Source organism: Alkalicoccobacillus porphyridii (genome assembly GCF_007293315.1).
Classification (GTDB): Bacteria; Bacillota; Bacilli; order Bacillales; family Bacillaceae_D; genus Alkalicoccobacillus; species Alkalicoccobacillus porphyridii.
Window position 1 is genome coordinate 435,568 of the sequence record NZ_VLXZ01000001.1, and the last position, 13,441, is coordinate 449,008.

The 13,441-nt window shown below is 39.5% G+C and carries 11 protein-coding genes; 2 read left to right on the plus strand and 9 right to left on the minus strand.

The window, feature by feature from the left end; translation table 11 throughout:
• The 3 genes from FN960_RS02055 to FN960_RS02065 are packed head-to-tail and all read right to left on the minus strand — an operon-like array spanning position 1 to position 2,448.
• Positions 1-936, minus strand: a complete 936-nt coding sequence (locus FN960_RS02055; protein ID WP_143846705.1) for an ABC transporter ATP-binding protein — start codon at positions 934-936, stop codon at positions 1-3.
• A complete protein-coding gene (locus FN960_RS02060) occupies positions 917-1,942 on the minus strand; it encodes an ABC transporter ATP-binding protein (protein WP_143846706.1) in 1,026 nt (341 codons plus the stop codon). Before FN960_RS02060 ends, FN960_RS02055 begins: the two co-directional genes overlap by 20 nt.
• Before the next feature lie 44 nt (positions 1,943-1,986).
• Complete coding sequence (locus FN960_RS02065; protein ID WP_143846707.1) at positions 1,987-2,448, minus strand: Lrp/AsnC family transcriptional regulator; 462 nt, start codon at positions 2,446-2,448, stop codon at positions 1,987-1,989.
• A 637-nt stretch (positions 2,449-3,085) separates the two neighbouring features.
• On the opposite strand from FN960_RS02065, the gene FN960_RS02070 reads away from it, so the two are divergent.
• Positions 3,086-5,977, plus strand: a complete 2,892-nt coding sequence (locus tag FN960_RS02070; protein WP_143846708.1) for an SH3 domain-containing protein — start codon at positions 3,086-3,088, stop codon at positions 5,975-5,977.
• Positions 5,978-6,596: 619 nt separating this feature from the next.
• Here the strand turns inward: FN960_RS02070 and FN960_RS02075 are convergent.
• From FN960_RS02075 to FN960_RS02100, 6 genes are all read right to left on the minus strand, one after another.
• Entirely contained in the window at positions 6,597-7,682 is a 1,086-nt protein-coding gene (locus tag FN960_RS02075) for a glycosyltransferase family 4 protein (RefSeq protein WP_143846709.1), read from the minus strand.
• A gap of 122 nt (positions 7,683-7,804) precedes the next feature.
• Complete coding sequence (locus FN960_RS02080) at positions 7,805-8,551, minus strand: glycosyltransferase family 2 protein (RefSeq protein ID WP_143846710.1); 747 nt, start codon at positions 8,549-8,551, stop codon at positions 7,805-7,807.
• Between the two features lie 4 nt (positions 8,552-8,555).
• Positions 8,556-9,032, minus strand: coding sequence for a hypothetical protein (locus FN960_RS02085; protein WP_143846711.1), 477 nt, complete (start codon positions 9,030-9,032; stop codon positions 8,556-8,558).
• 81 nt (positions 9,033-9,113) lie between these two features.
• Complete coding sequence (locus FN960_RS02090; RefSeq protein ID WP_143846712.1) at positions 9,114-10,022, minus strand: NAD-dependent epimerase/dehydratase family protein; 909 nt, start codon at positions 10,020-10,022, stop codon at positions 9,114-9,116.
• Positions 9,970-11,337 (minus strand): UDP-glucose dehydrogenase family protein, encoded by a 1,368-nt coding sequence (locus FN960_RS02095; protein ID WP_143846713.1) that lies wholly within the window; start codon positions 11,335-11,337, stop codon positions 9,970-9,972. The genes FN960_RS02090 and FN960_RS02095 overlap by 53 nt, the downstream gene beginning before the upstream one ends.
• Positions 11,334-12,743: an O-antigen ligase family protein gene (locus FN960_RS02100; protein ID WP_143846714.1), complete on the minus strand. Its 1,410-nt coding sequence runs from the start codon at positions 12,741-12,743 to the stop codon at positions 11,334-11,336. The genes FN960_RS02095 and FN960_RS02100 overlap by 4 nt, the downstream gene beginning before the upstream one ends.
• A 282-nt stretch (positions 12,744-13,025) precedes the next feature.
• On the opposite strand from FN960_RS02100, the gene FN960_RS02105 reads away from it, so the two are divergent.
• Entirely contained in the window at positions 13,026-13,379 is a 354-nt protein-coding gene (locus FN960_RS02105) for an EexN family lipoprotein (RefSeq protein ID WP_143846715.1), read from the plus strand.
• Positions 13,380-13,441 lie beyond the last annotated feature (62 nt).

Here is a 13,441-nt window from a genome sequence, read left to right on the forward strand (position 1 = left end):
TCAGTCAACCTTTCCAGGCATCGCAGCTAAATGTGTATCTGAGATTCGCCGCAAATCAAAAACCTGTCCTTCATCATCAAAATAGTCATTATATGATTGAGCGTACTGCTCAGAGACTTCTTTTCGAAAGGCATCTCGATTTTCTCTGTTCTCCGGATCAATATCAGGAATCGCTGAGAGTAGTCTCTTCGTATAGATGTGTTGAGGATTATTAAAGATATCATCACTTGTGCCCTCTTCTACAAATCTACCTTTATACATAATACCTATTCGATCACAAATATGACGAATAATCCCTAAGTCATGACTAATGAATAGATAGGTTAGATTTAATTCTTGCTGAATATCTTGTAGAAAGTTAAGTACCTGGGCTTGCACTGAAACATCTAAAGCTGAGACGGGCTCATCAGCAATGATTAGCTTTGGTTTAAGAGCAATGGCTCGAGCAATCCCAATCCGTTGCCTTTGCCCACCAGAAAATTCATGTGGATATTTATATATGCTCTCTGGATTCAAGCCTACCTTATCTAATAAATCTTTAACCGCTGCTTTCTCTTGATCTCGAGTGAGCTTTTCAAAATTCCGTAACGGTTCAGAGATTATATCTATTACTCTTTTTTTCGGATTTAATGATGAATAAGGGTCCTGAAAGATCATCTGAATATCCTTTCGAAAATCAAATCCACCCTTTAATCCCTTGGAAATATCCTTTCCATCAAAAAGTACCTGTCCAGACGTAATTTGATTTAATCCAATAACTGCTCGTCCAGAGGTTGTTTTCCCAGAGCCCGATTCACCAACCAGTCCGTAGGTTTGGCCAGGTTCTAAGTTAAAGGAAACACCATTTACAGCTTTCACATGACCGACTGTCCGTTTTAAAATACCTGCTTTAATTGGAAAATGTACATTTAAATCCTTAACTTCCAGTAACGCCATTGCCAACTGCCTCCTCAACCTGATCAGGGAATTCAAAATGCTTGTAACACGTACACCTCACAAAGTGTCCAGGTGAGATTTCATTCAACTCTGGATGCTCTTCATGAGCTGATTCTGATATCCAAGGGATTCTCGGAGCAAAGCGACAACCTGTCCGCGGAAGCTTTTGTAAGGAAGGCACCATCCCTTGAATGACATGTAATTTAGATTTAGCTTCATGTCCGTGAGGTACTGAGTTTAACAATGAACGAGTATAAGGGTGTTTGGGATTTTTAAACAATTCTTTCACTGGCGCAATTTCAACAATTTGGCCCGCATACATAACAGCTACCCTATCTGCCATTTCCGCCACGACACCAAGATCATGCGTAATTAAGATAACTCCACTATTGGTCTCATTTTTCAGTCTTTTTATTAAAGAAAGAATTTGTGCTTGGATTGTTACATCTAGCGCTGTAGTAGGTTCGTCTGCGATAAGAAATTCCGGATCGCACGCAATAGCTATGGCAATGACAATACGCTGTCTCATCCCACCAGATAACTCATGTGGATATTGATTGTAAACATATTCCGGACGAGGTATGCCTACTTGATTAATAAGATCAAGAACTTTATCTTTTCTCTCTTTTTTCCCAAGTCTAGTATGCAAATAGAGCATCTCACTAATTTGCTCTCCAACAATTTTTAATGGATTTAATGCGGTTAAAGGATCCTGAAAAATCATTCCAATTTCTTCGCCGCGCAATTTGTTCATCTTTTTCTCTGAAAGAGCCGCAATATTTTGATCTTTAAAATTAATCTCGCCTTCGATCTTTGAATTTAACTTGTCATGAAGACCCATAATTGAAAAGGCCAATGCACTTTTCCCAGAACCTGATTCTCCTACAATACCGAGAATCTCATTTTTATTTACACTTAATGAGACATTGTCAACCGCAGCGTAGAATTGATCATTAATACGAAAAGAGGTTGATAGATTCTTTATATTTAGTAACCCTTTATCCAAGTAATCCACCCCGATATTTATAAATGTGGTTATTTTCAAAAAATTTAAGATTCAGTTTGAGCCATATAAGAAAATGTATCCTTATACTGTTTCAACTCTATGCTGACATCAGCTGATACAATCCCGTCCAGCTTTGCTAATTCTTTGTTAACAAAATGAACAAGATCTTCATTACTACTAAAATAGGCTTGTAATATTAAGTCATGCCTTCCCGAAAATGCTGCTACAAATCGTACTTCAGGATATTGATTTAAGTGCCTGGCTACGGCCTCTTGCTGACCAAGCTTTGTTGTGATGCCAATAATAGCTTGGACGTTCAGCCCAATGGCATTAGGATCAATGTGGATAATAAATTCAAATACACCATCCTGCAGCATTCGATTAATTCTCGTTCGAATTGTACCTTCGCTTACTTCAATTTGCTTTGCAATTTCCGTATACGGTTTTTTACCATTCTCCTGAAGTAATTTTAAGATGGCAAAATCAACAACATCCAGCTTCACCATAAACCAACCTCTTCGCACTCATATATTTAGTAAAAAAAACATTCTAGGATTACGTTTTAATAGAATTTAGCGAGATTTTTTTGCAAATTTCGTAAATTTATTATTTTTATTATAAAAGAGACCTCCAAAGAATGCAATATTCAATCTTTTTAAAATAATATTTTTTTTCGGTAGATTATCTCCCACTGTTCATCTGACTGATGTAATTCGTAAATTTTTATAGGTATTTATAGGAAAATCAATCAGAATCTTTTAAATTACGAAGAATTATTACGAAATTTACACTTCCTCATTTAACCTACTCAGCGAGAAAAGCTATATTACAAAAGAATTTATTTGTAAAGGCAATTTTAGTAAAGCTCTCTCACCTCTGATCACCAAAATACACGTTTTTTCGACTAGTTTCTTCATTATAATGGATTCGCGTTTTTGAAGAGATTTTGAACTACTAATATTCTGGCTAATTTAGAGATTTTTATCTCGATATTTAGAAAGACTATAATACTAGTTATATAGAACTGTTTTATAGAAAAAATCGAAATTTGTCATATAAACTCTTAACTTTTTACCCATTTACACCGATAATAAGCTTAGGAAACTGGTTATTTGGTTTCCTATACTAATTTCCTATGAAGAGGTGAGATTCATTAAGATTTCTCATGTAGTTGCAGGTACTTCACCCATTGCTTTAGCTGTTATGATGTCTTCAGTACCTTTTCAATCTGCCTTAGCTAGTTCAAATTACAAGGTTATTCACTATGATCTAGATTTTAATCAAGTCGTCGAGAAGCAAGTGAAAGCAAACGCCCAAACAGATAAAAGCTACAATGTTTATATCCATTCAGATGGAGTCAATTTAGATTCAGGCGGTAAGACTGGAACATCTAAGGGAGCTTGGAATGTACGTGGTGGTGCCGGTAGTGAATCGTGGAAGGTTGGACAAACTTCCAATGGTCAAAAGCTGACTATTCTTGGTAGCAAACAAGCACAGGACGGTTCAACTTGGTATCAAATTCGCTATGACCGCTCCTGGAAAAATGCTAGCCCAGAGGATGTAGCACATTATCTAAATCCAAATAACTTTAAGCCTGGAACAAGCAGCTATTATCAATTTCTTAATTTAAGTGAAACAGCCAACTTAAGCGCCCAGGCTGTTAACAATCAATTGTTAAATGGCAAGGGTTCTTTATCTGGAACAGGTCAAGCATTTATTAATGCCGCAAAGACCCATGGAGTAAATGAGATCTATCTGATCTCGCACGCATTACTCGAAACTGGAAATGGAACGTCTAAACTTGCACAAGGAATTAATTACAACGGTAAGACCGTTTATAATATGTACGGGATTGGAGCTTTTGATGGAAATGCAGAGCAAGCTGGAGCTGCCTACGCCTTTCATCAAGGCTGGTTTACGAAGGAAGCTGCGATTATCGGTGGAGCACAATTTGTCGGAAATAACTACATAGCAAAAGGACAAAACACGCTCTATAAAATGCGATGGAATCCCGACGCTCCAGCTACTCATCAGTATGCAACAGATATTGGTTGGGCTGAAAAACAAACCTCTCGAATGGCGAGCATGTATAGCTTAGTTGATGACTACACGCTCCATTATGAGATTCCTCAATATAAGAACCAACCAGGCACTACACCAGACTTCTCTAATATCGATGAAGGGCAAAAAAAGGATAGCACTCCAGGTGTAACAACCGCTAACTTAAATGTGCGCTCAGCACCAAGCACTAGTGCAAATCGCCTCACCCTGCTTGCTAATGGCACCAAGCTGACCATTATAAGTAAACAGGATGGCTGGTATCAGATTAGTGCAAATGGTGTAGATGGCTGGGTTTCTGCTGAGTTTGTTAAAGTAACTGCTACATCTGGAAATCCTCCTGCAAACAATGACGATAAAATTGAGAGTGGCAACGGATCACATGAAGTTATAGGCACCGGTACCACAACCGCACGCCTAAATCTCCGTTCCTCTAATAAGATTGAAGCGAATAACATTGTCACAACCTTAAACAATAATCAAAAGGTCGATATATTAGAGAAAAACGGTAGCTGGCTTAAAATAAGTGCGGCTGGTAAGGTCGGATGGGTTTCTGCTCAATATATAAAAACAGACAGCTCGAGCACCACACCAGCTCCTCCGGCTCAAAACGTTGATAAGGTCACTGGAACTGGTACTACGACCGCTCGTCTCAATTTGCGCTCCTCTAATAAGGTTGAAGCGAATAATATCTTGACTACTTTGAATAACAATCAAAAGCTTGAGATTCTTGAGAAAAATGGTAGCTGGTTACGTGTGAAAGCCGCGGGACAAACTGGTTGGGTTTCCGCTCAATATGTGAAAATGGACGGATCGAACACCACCACACCGACGCCTCCAACTCAGAATGTTGATAAGGTGACAGGTACGGGAACTACTACTGCTCGCTTGAATTTACGCTCTTCCAATAAGGTTGAAGCGAATAACATTATTACTACTTTAAACAACAACCAAAAGCTTGAGATTCTTGAGAAAAGTGGTAGCTGGTTGCGTGTGAAAGCAGCAGGACAAACTGGTTGGGTTTCCGCTCAGTATGTGAAGACGGATGGCTCGAACACCACTCCAGCTCCTCCAACTCAGAATGTTGACAAGGTCACTGGAACTGGTACTACGACCGCTCGTCTTAACTTACGCTCGTCTAATAAGGTTGAAGCGAATAACATCCTGACCACTCTGAATAACAATCAGAAGCTTGAGATTCTTGAGAAAAGTGGCAGCTGGCTTCGTGTGAAAGCCGCGGGACAAACCGGTTGGGTTTCTGCTCAATATGTAAAGACGGATGGCTCGAACACCACTCCAGCTCCTCCGGCTCAGAATGTCGGTCAAGGCACTGGAACTGGTACTACGACCGCTCGTCTCAATTTGCGCTCGTCTAATAAGGTTGAAGCGAATAACATCCTGACCACTCTGAATAACAATCAGAAGCTTGAGATTCTTGAGAAAAGTGGTAGCTGGCTTCGCGTGAAAGCCGCGGGGCAAACCGGTTGGGTTTCCGCTCAATATGTGAAGACGGATGGCTCGAACACCACTCCAGCTCCTCCGACTCAGAATGTGGACAAGGTAACAGGTACGGGAACTACTACTGCTCGCTTGAATTTACGCTCTTCCAATAAGGTTGAGGCGAATAACATTATTACGACCTTAACCAACAATCAAAAAGTAGAAATTCTTGAGAAAAGCGGCAGCTGGCTTCGTGTGAAAGCTGGTGGGCAAACCGGTTGGGTTTCCGCTCAGTATGTGAATACCGGCGGCAATCAGGTGTCTACAGCTAAACCTGCTACAAACACATCAAGCACTGGGACCACAACTGATCGTCTCAACCTTCGCTCTTCAGCAAGTGTTTCAAGCGATAATTTTATCGTTACGCTTGATCGGAATACAAATGTTGAAATTCTTGAGAAGAATGGCCAATGGTTAAAGGTTAAAGCCAATAACAGAACAGGCTGGGTCTCTGCTCAGTATGTAAAAACAAATTAAAACAATTGGTTTTTAAAGAACAAAAACAGGAGAAAAAGACATGTACTTGTCTTTACTCCTGTTTTTTTAAGATTATTGTCTAAAACGTCTTGGTACATTCGTTTAACTTCTTGGGACTCTTTTAAACCAAGATAGAGTTATACTTATATGTAAATTACAACGATGTAAAGTGTTTCTTCGGCTGCCGCTCCCGAAAATGGGGGCACGCTTACCGCGGGAAGGTAATGAGCTAACCCGACTTCGTCGATTTATCTCATTGAACCTTTTCATCGAGGCAACTGAAAAACGATTTTATTAAGTCTGCGAACGTTCTTCAATTTTTTTAAGTCAGTACGTTAGCGGAAGGAGAACCCGTAGACTCCTGCGGAACAGAACGCGTCTGAAGACATTGAAGTGGCGCCCTTCCACTTCAAGGGCTGAGGCCGTTCTTGCGGGTGCTAGGGTTCTCCTGTAGCGGCGCCATTCAGCACATTCTTACATGACTTTTTCAGTGGCCTCCTGTTCTCCCAGCAGCTGTCGGCCCTCCAATTCGTCTGCTTGTTATAAAGACGTATATTTTTGTATACAAAAAAAGCTCTGCGTCAAGGATGCCTTCTTTAGCAAAGCTTTTCACTATTTATTAATCAAGTTTTCTAAGTACCTGCATCTTCTCAAGCGCAGATAACAACGGCTTTCGTTTCTGTCCAACTAAACCAATCATTTCTGCAAATATCAGCGTAATGAACAGGACAACAACCAAAATAACTAATGAGATCCAACTTGCGGTTTGCGAGAATAATACGGCTGTTATGCCGAACATCAAGCTAATCCCATAAATAATCAAAACGGTTTTTCGATGCCCATATCCCATCGCTAGCAAGCAGTGGTGAAGATGCCCTTTATCCGGTGTACCAATACTCTGATGATTTAACGTTCTGCGAATAATGGCAAAGGCTGTATCAATAAAAGGGACAGCAAGGATTAACAAGGGCACGATAAGGCTAAACAAGGTCACACTTTTAAATAACCCAAGCATGGAGATAACTGCCATTGCATATCCTAAAAACATCGATCCTGTATCTCCCATAAAGATCTTAGCCGGATGAAAATTAAACAATAAAAATCCACTTGAACTTCCTAGTAGAGCTAAGGATAGTACAATGACTCCCGCGTAAGCGATCGGATGTGCAAAAGCCATCACAATCATTGTTAAAACGGCAATAATCGTTACCCCTGCCGCTAGTCCGTCTAATCCATCAATTAAATTGACTGAATTAATGACAGCTAATATCCATAAAACCGTCACTAAATAGCTAAATACACCAAAATCCATATTTCCAACAAACGGCATTTGCATGAACTCAATACGTAAGCCCGACATCGCTACAATCGAAGCTGCACCGATTTGGCCAATTAACTTTGATTTTGCTCCTAATGTAAAGCGATCATCCACTAAACCTACAATCAAAAGGACGAGGGCTCCCAGAATAATATATAACATGTCATCTTGTGTTGGTCCGAGCATTGGCCAAAGAACCGCAACCCCAGCTGCCGTACCAAGAATTATGGAGACTCCACCCATTCGAGGCATATTTGCTTGGTGTACTTTTCGATGATTCGGTTTATCTACAAATCCCCATTTTCGAGCAAGCTTCATTACGACAGGTATAGAAGCAATGGTTACTAAAAAAGCTGTCAATAATCCTATTATATACATTTGCACCATAAGTAATCTCCTCAGAACTTTGGTTTCTGGTTGAAACATTACCTCGAGAATATCAGAATAAAACCCTCCTGTACGCTGATTTACAAAGGCTTAACAAAGGATTTAGAATAGCTTATTTCCCACTATAATTTCTTAAATCCATGCCATGCATAGCTTGCAAATACAAAGCAAGCTCGCAAAAATGGAAGCCCCTCGTGATGTCTATAAATCATCCAGTTCCGTTTCGCTGTTTTCAGTTTGTTACTTGATATGGAATTTGTTACTTTCCGATAAGAAGCCAACTCCATATCAAGGCCATGCGCTTTTCTGCCTTGTTTTAAAATATTTAACCACAGCATAAAGTCTTGTCTCGTTCTTATTGTGGGCATTTGTACTTTTCCTAGCACTTTAATATTTAACATAACTGTCAAACATCCGATAATGGTGTTTTTTAATAAGGACTCATAGGTTACGACTTCCGGTGCTCTAATTACTTTTTCCCGCTCTTTCCCGTCTTCACGTATAATTCTATAGCTGGTAAAGCTAAACACATATTCATTCGTCTCCATAAACTCCACTTGTTTCTCAAGCTTCTGTGGGGCCCATAAATCGTCACTATCAAGAAAAGCCACATATCTTCCATTTGCCATCATGATTCCTGTGTTTCTTGCCCCTGCAGCTCCCTGGTTTTCCTCGAGCAAAATATGTTTAATTCGTTCATCCTTTTCGGCAAAATCCCGGGCAATGGTTATGCTCTGATCTGTAGAACCATCATCCACTAAAAAGAGCTCCCAATTTGAATAGGTCTGGGCCAAAATGGATTGAACCGTTTCAATCAAAAACCTTTCCGAGTTAAATACAGGGGTAACAATGGATACTAATGGATTCATGGTTCTATTCACTCCCGGATGCCGTATTCATATCTATGGCTTTCCACACATCATTTATCTTCTTATAGGTCACTTCATTATGACTTTGGCGAGGCGAACCCCAAATCAACGTAATTTGGTCAGCTACTTCATCCTCAACAACTGGACTGACAGCAGTATCCACGCGAAGGAAGGATTCAATCTCAGTGCTTTCATTCTCTTCAAGCCAAGTGAGACTCTGTTGGAGTAGTTCCCCACCTAAATAAGAGTGCAGTTCATTTTCCATTTCACTTAAAGGGGCTTGCTCTTGCTGTAGCTGTGTAAGCTTAAAAGCCGTAGCATTATGAACCATACGTATCGCCATAATCTCTTCGTTATCAGCTACTACGGTTTCTTTTTCTCCCGAGGCAGGTTTTTTCTTCCCTTCATCTAGGAAGAAAAATCCGCTTATAAATAGGGTGATCATCACGATAGCGGCGATTCGTTTTACGATTGGAAGCATTGTCCTTCTCCTCTCCAACACAACATAAAAAGGGGATAAAAAGCCACGGCACTATGCCAAGCTTTTTATCCCCTCACTCACTTATTGATAGAATGAAAAAGTCTCCCCCAAGCCTTTTTCAATATCAATTTGTGGTGTCCATCCTATAATCTCTTTTGCTTTATCATTTAGTAAGTAGCTATGCTTAATATCTCCTTTTCGTTCTTCTTTTATTTGCTTTTTAAATTCAAATCCGGCAATTCCCTCCATTAAGCTAATGGTTTCTAAGAGTGACGTTGCTTTTCCAGTGCTTATATTAAACACATCGTTAAAGGATTCATTACTTGCCATAAGATTTGCTGAGGTAATATCAGCTACATGGATAAAATCTCTGGTTTGTTGCCCATCCCCATATAACGTAAACGGATCATGCTTTAATGCACAATTCATGAGGACACAAATCACTCCGCCCTCTCCTTTAGGATCCTGATATCTTCCGTACACATTTGCATAACGGAAAATGGTGTATGGAATATCATATAAATCTGAGTAAATACGAATGTAATCCTCTGGTGTGAATTTAGACATGCCGTACATTGATAATGGTCGAATCGGATGTTTCTCATCTACCCCAAGATACTCGGGCGTCCCATATACTGCCGCTGAAGAAGGATAGATTAGTTTACAGCCTGGCACTTGCTTACAGGCCTCTAGAACATTAATCGTGCCGAGTATATTGATAGACGCATCCTTGCTTGGATCTTTTAATGCAGATTGCACGTCGATTTGTGCTGCATGATGATTAATTAGGTCTGGTTTTTCTTCTTTTACAATGGAAATAAATTCTTCATCTCTGATGTCTATTCCATAAACCTTGCAGCCATCAAGCCATTCGATATGTTGATTAGCGGCTTTAATATCCACGACGACTACCTCATCACCTCGCTCTAAATAGGCTTCAACTAAGTTTCTGCCTATAAATCCCGCTCCCCCTGTGATCAATACTTTCATAATTATCCCCTTCAATACTCATTTTTTTACGTCCAACGGAATCATAGTAAAATCCCTTTTCTCTCATCTCCACTGGATCAAATACATTTCGCCCATCAATCAAAATTGGATCTGTTACCTTAGATTTCAGTACATCTAGATCAATTTCTTTAAATTCTTTCCAGTCTGTTAAGATAACCACTGCATTCGCTTCTTTAACCGCTTCCTGCCAACTTTCTGCGGTATCGACATAAGGCATTATTTTCATGGCACGATCCATCGCTACCGGATCATACGCTTTAACCTTTGCGCCTTTTTCTAGTAACATCGGAATAATATCAATGGCTGGCGCCGCTCTCATATCATCTGTATTTGGTTTAAAAGCTAAGCCTAAGACTGCAATGTGTTTACCTTTAAGACTATCTGAGAAAGCTAGCTCAATCTTATCAACAAGACGTTTTCTTTGCTCAAAATTAACTTTTTCCACTTCAGGTACGATTTTTAGATTGTAGCCTGCTTCTATACCCATTTGAATGAACGCCTGTGTATCCTTAGGAAAGCAGGAACCACCATATCCAATGCCCGCTCCTAAAAATGCGGCACCAATACGAGGATCAAACCCCATTGTTTCAGCAACCTTAGTTACATCCGCATCTAGCTTCTCACATAAATTTGCTACCTCGTTAATAAAGCTAATCTTTGTTGCTAAAAACGCATTAGCAGCATATTTGCTCATCTCTGCCGTTTCAATATCGGTCACAATAAGATGAGTGTTAAAAGGTGCATGGAGATTTTTTAAATACTGTGCAGCCTTTTCTGTTTCAACACCTAATACTGCGCGCTCCATATGCATTGTATCATGAATAGCAGAGCCTTCGCGAAGGAACTCTGGATTCGAGGCAACATCAAAAGGAATCTCACCACATTGTTCTTTTATCCATCCCTTTACTTTTTGACCTGTTCCAACTGGCACCGTACTTTTTGTCACAATAACTTTATATGAGGTTAAATGCTGACCAATCTCTTTGGCCACAGCCTCAATGTATTTAAGGTTCGCTGATCCATCCTCGTTAGCTGGTGTTCCTACAGCGATCACAACGATTTCGGCATCTTTGATGGAAGCTGAAAGCTCCTTAGAGAAAGACAATTGATTTTGTTTGATGTTCTTTTGTAACAATTCCTCAAGACCCGGCTCATAAATCGTTGCTTCTGCCCGTCGAAGCTTATCGATTTTTAACTGGTCATTATCTACACAGACCACCTGATGCCCAATATCACTAAAACAAACACCTGATACTAATCCAACGTAACCTGTTCCGACGACACATACCTTCATGAAGAATCTCCTACCTTTCGTACTTGGAGTTTGTTAGTCTCATTCGTCCATTGTGGTTGCAGGGTAGCTCTTCTTCCAAGTTCAGCGCACAATATCGTCACCATAACAATGAGCCAGAACCTAGGAGACACAAAATCGGAACGATATAATGAGGTCACTCCTAAGTGGAACCACAAAATGACGCCATACACATAATAACTACTTAGCTTTCGTCTTCTGTATAGATAAAAAAAGAACAGAATAAATACTATGAGAAAAATAGTTCCACCAATTAGACCATGCTCAAAGAGAAGATCAACAAATACATTATTAGAGGTAGAGCTTAAACGAGATCCATAGGACAGAAATTTTGTCTTTGCTAAGAAATCATAACTACCTGGTCCAAACCCGAATAAGGTGTTCACCCATGAAAAGTCTGTTAGCCAGACAAATGGATAGACAAGCATATACAAACGGCTGTGGCGAGTAACATCAAATAACACATCAAATCGACCAATAATTGGCATAAGCAGTCCAACAAATAAACTCCACTTCCAAACAATTGACGCTATTAATGGAACTGTTAATGCCCCCATCGTTATAAGTAATTTCTTGATAGGGATCATCTTAAGACTAATGAACAGCCATAATACAAACAAACCAACGATAACAATATTGGCATACCCACTTACTGAAAATGAAAAAAACAAAACAAATACAGCGGGAAGGAAAAGCTGCCAGACATATTTTGTTTTACTCTCAAAGATCATAAATCCTATGATTAAGCCGTCAATTAAGAATGGAACAAGAAAACTTGGCTCTTCCGTTAAAGAGGTTAACCTAAAGTTGATTAGTACATCAGAAGATACACTATGCACAGCCGACCTCGTTTCAAAATCAGGTGCTGGATATCCAATTAGAAAGTGTAGGAACTGCCAAACTCCATAAACAATCAGAATATAAATGCCCGCCGTATAAGATTTTCCAAGAACCTGTAGCTCTCGTGTATTCATCTGTTGAATAAGCATTAAAAAGATGAGGATGATACACATATACAGTGTTCCATTAAGAATTCTACGGATCATCGATGATTGATAATATTGGATAAATTCAGCTGAGTGCATCACCGTTAAATTATAGGTGGCAGCCATCACCGCTAGAACTGCGGGAATAAGTAAAGCTAAGACAACCCAACTAGATGGATTTTTTAGTACATGTCTCAAAGAATGACGATGCTCACTCCCCCAGAAAACGAGACCAAGTAACACCACTGTTAGGGAGCTTATTAAAACGGATGTTGCAAGTGGAAAGGCGTTTTGATATGCACTTACAACAGCAAATGGCGCTAAAAATGCAAAAAGCGCTAGCGTTCCCCAAAGGATGAATGTTTGATATTTATTAATCGTTTTTTTTAACGTTAAGATCATAGTCGAATTCCCTCGTCTTTTAGGCTTTCATTATCATAACACGTGTAAATCACCACTTTTGTTAAATGAAGGTAAAGATTTTATAAAGATGGGACGAACTGATGCAATCCTATGCATCCATGTTTGTATCGTGTGTGCTGCATTTGTTATAGCATGACCGGATTCAATTGAAATAACCATTCACTTTGATTCGTATTTACAATCTTAATATTTACATTTAACCAGTTGCATCCACAGTAATAAAAGCTATAATAAAGTCGAAATCACGATGGAGGGGTTGCTATGAAACGTTTAATTGGTTTAAGTGTTCTTTGTAGTATGTTTTTTCTTACTGCTTGTGGAGAGCAAACATTAACCATTCGAAGCACATTAGAAGGAGATCAGTACATACGTAACAATCTAGCGACTCTAGATCAAGAGGATTTCTCACAATTAACTCCACAGGGTCAGCCTGTGAAAGAAGAACAGCTTACTCAATTTAAAAAGGTTCTTGAAAGTAATCCACAAACAAGGTATTCACGATACGGTGATGGGTTATATCGTTATAGTTCCTCGGGTGAGTTACTTTATTACACTAAATGGGAGGAAGTAGACGGCAGTCACAAACTAACTACCCTCGAATTTCCTCCTAGTTAATATTCAAAATAAAAACGGTCCTTAGAGTCATCTAGGGACCGTTTTTAAGTATGTCCAAATGG

What these genes read in the sequence shown, in the direction of transcription:
- FN960_RS02055 (WP_143846705.1), bottom strand. Translation starts at nt 936, where the DNA reads ATGGCGTTACTGGAAGTTAAGGATTTAAATGTACATTTTCCAATTAAA.
- FN960_RS02065 (WP_143846707.1), bottom strand. Translation starts at nt 2,448, where the DNA reads ATGGTGAAGCTGGATGTTGTTGATTTTGCCATCTTAAAATTACTTCAG.
- FN960_RS02075 (WP_143846709.1), bottom strand. Translation starts at nt 7,682, where the DNA reads ATGGTGCAAATGTATATAATAGGATTATTGACAGCTTTTTTAGTAACC.
- FN960_RS02080 (WP_143846710.1), bottom strand. Translation starts at nt 8,551, where the DNA reads ATGAATCCATTAGTATCCATTGTTACCCCTGTATTTAACTCGGAAAGG.
- FN960_RS02085 (WP_143846711.1), bottom strand. Translation starts at nt 9,032, where the DNA reads ATGCTTCCAATCGTAAAACGAATCGCCGCTATCGTGATGATCACCCTA.
- FN960_RS02090 (WP_143846712.1), bottom strand. Translation starts at nt 10,022, where the DNA reads ATGAAAGTATTGATCACAGGGGGAGCGGGATTTATAGGCAGAAACTTA.
- FN960_RS02095 (WP_143846713.1), bottom strand. Translation starts at nt 11,337, where the DNA reads ATGAAGGTATGTGTCGTCGGAACAGGTTACGTTGGATTAGTATCAGGT.
- FN960_RS02100 (WP_143846714.1), bottom strand. Translation starts at nt 12,743, where the DNA reads ATGATCTTAACGTTAAAAAAAACGATTAATAAATATCAAACATTCATC.
- FN960_RS02105 (WP_143846715.1), top strand. Translation starts at nt 13,026, where the DNA reads ATGAAACGTTTAATTGGTTTAAGTGTTCTTTGTAGTATGTTTTTTCTT.